Source organism: Ligilactobacillus sp. (genome assembly GCF_036846325.1).
Classification (GTDB): domain Bacteria; phylum Bacillota; class Bacilli; order Lactobacillales; family Lactobacillaceae; genus Ligilactobacillus.
Genome location: NZ_DAIUCE010000179.1, coordinates 1 through 1,943, shown reverse-complemented (window position 1 = coordinate 1,943; position 1,943 = coordinate 1). Strand labels below are relative to the sequence as shown.

Genomic DNA, 1,943 nt, shown 5'->3' with positions numbered 1-1,943 from the left:
ACATATCCGGGGAAAGTTCTGAACATCTCTCATTGTATTCTGCATGCATGCTCTTAAGAAAAGCCTTGGGATTCCTGTCATATTCCCTTTTCAGGTCATAGATGTAGTTTCTGACCGTCTGTTCAATCAGATTATGGACTTTAACCTTGAAGTCTGTATGAATCATCATGGAGACAGGTTTCATGTATCCCTGGGCTCTCATGGCAGAAAGCGCCATGAGGAACCATTTCACCGCATGCTGCATGCTTTTCGGGGCCTTGAACGGGGTCCTTTCATCCTGATACTTCTTAATCATCATGCTTTCGTTTTCAGGAATTTCATTGACAATGCCGTTCATGCCCGGTTGAAAGTCCGGGTCACCCTTGCCGAAAATCTGCCTTGGGCCTATATAGTCCTCTCCCGGTTCAAGCAATGATATGAAGTTCTTCGGATAAAGCGTGTCATCGCCTGATTCATTGAGTACATTTGCAAATGGTGTAGCCGTGTAGGCAACATAGTTCATTGCACCATATCCGCCGTCATTGACGATGTTTCTGATTGTACCGTTAATGGCAGTGCGCTCTTCCCCGTTGACATCCTTGGTGTTTATGCTTGCCTGGTCAGCCTCGTCATCAATGAGAAGCACCTTCATCTTCTTCTGCTTGTTCCTGTCATGTTTCAGCCAGTGAAGAATGCTCCTTATCCTTCTGCTGTTCTTCAGGGACACTATAAGATACCTGGCAGTGGAACCTGAACTCAATTCAAGCTGACTTGTCTGCATCCCTTCACGAACGGAAGGCCTGTCCAGGTAATTCCACTGATTATTTCCCTTGCCGGAAAAGAATATATCGCTTTCTATGCGCCTGGCGGTCTGTCTGCGCAGGTTTTCGATGACCCCCGAAAGAACGATGAACACATTGAATCCATTGTCAGCCGCCATTGCAATCAGTGCACTCATGCTGGCAGTCTTGCCGGACTGAATGTTGCCGACAACAAGTCCCTTGTGCGGACCTGTTTCCGAGGTCGTAGTCATGCGTTGTAAAATCTCAAAAGACGACTTTTCAATGTTTTCAACCGATTTTTCTGACCAATGATTCTGATTGATTAACTTTTCCCGGTAAAGCTTCCAGGTACCATCTGTATCTGTAGGTATTTCCGCAGTGTTATTGATGTTGTCACCGAATGTCAATACCTGGGTGCTTTTCTCGCGCTCAACCTGATCCTTGATCAAGCTGGAATATTTTTCAAAGGTCAGGTCAGTGTTCATCACCATCTTAACGATATTACGAATCTCGCCATACATATCGGCACTGTCCATGTCGTTCCAGCTATACTTATGACTCTGCTTACAGTTCTTTATAATGTCCAAAACGTTCATTTTTTCTTCCTCATCCACTGTCATCCATAACTGCGATTTTCACGCAGAATGATTATTTCCATTAACTTCTAATTATACCATAATCCACAATAATGAAAAAATCATCATGCCAATCCGTCATATTTTCACATCCTTGACGGTTTATATGTACTTTTTACAGTATGAAAAAGGCGCAGAGAATCTGATTCTCCACGCCCTTTTGTCAATATTCAAATTTGCATCAGCAGAACGAATATACGTAGTACTCGCCATTCCCCAGCGCACTAAGCCACTGCATCTGCGTAAGCTTGTCCAGTTCCATGAAGAACTGATCCAGCCTGTCAACGAATCCGTCAGCGTCACCGCTTTCAATGGCTTCCCTCATTTCACCGGCCGTATACCCCGTGAGAAAGGCCCTGTTGTAGATTCCTGCATATTCTTCATAATTGCCGCTTGAAAGCAGCGGCTTCAGAATCTTACTGCTGATGAACTCGTCAATTCCGTTCACCATCCACCTTTCCCCAGTCCTGACTGAAAAGATGTTGAACCAGTACGACTTCCACAGCTTTTCCTCCGGATGAAGCTGGTCATGAACGCTGTCCACGAC

The 1,943-nt window shown here is 45.0% G+C and carries 2 protein-coding genes; both read right to left on the bottom strand.

The annotated features are described in order from the left end of the window. On the bottom strand, positions 1-1,357 hold a 1,357-nt coding region (locus tag V7Z60_RS09935; protein ID WP_334117651.1), incomplete at its 3' end, for a Z1 domain-containing protein. Between the two features lie 220 nt (positions 1,358-1,577). Continuing rightward, positions 1,578-1,943: hypothetical protein (locus tag V7Z60_RS09930; RefSeq protein ID WP_334117650.1), on the bottom strand; the 366-nt coding region annotated here is incomplete at its 5' end.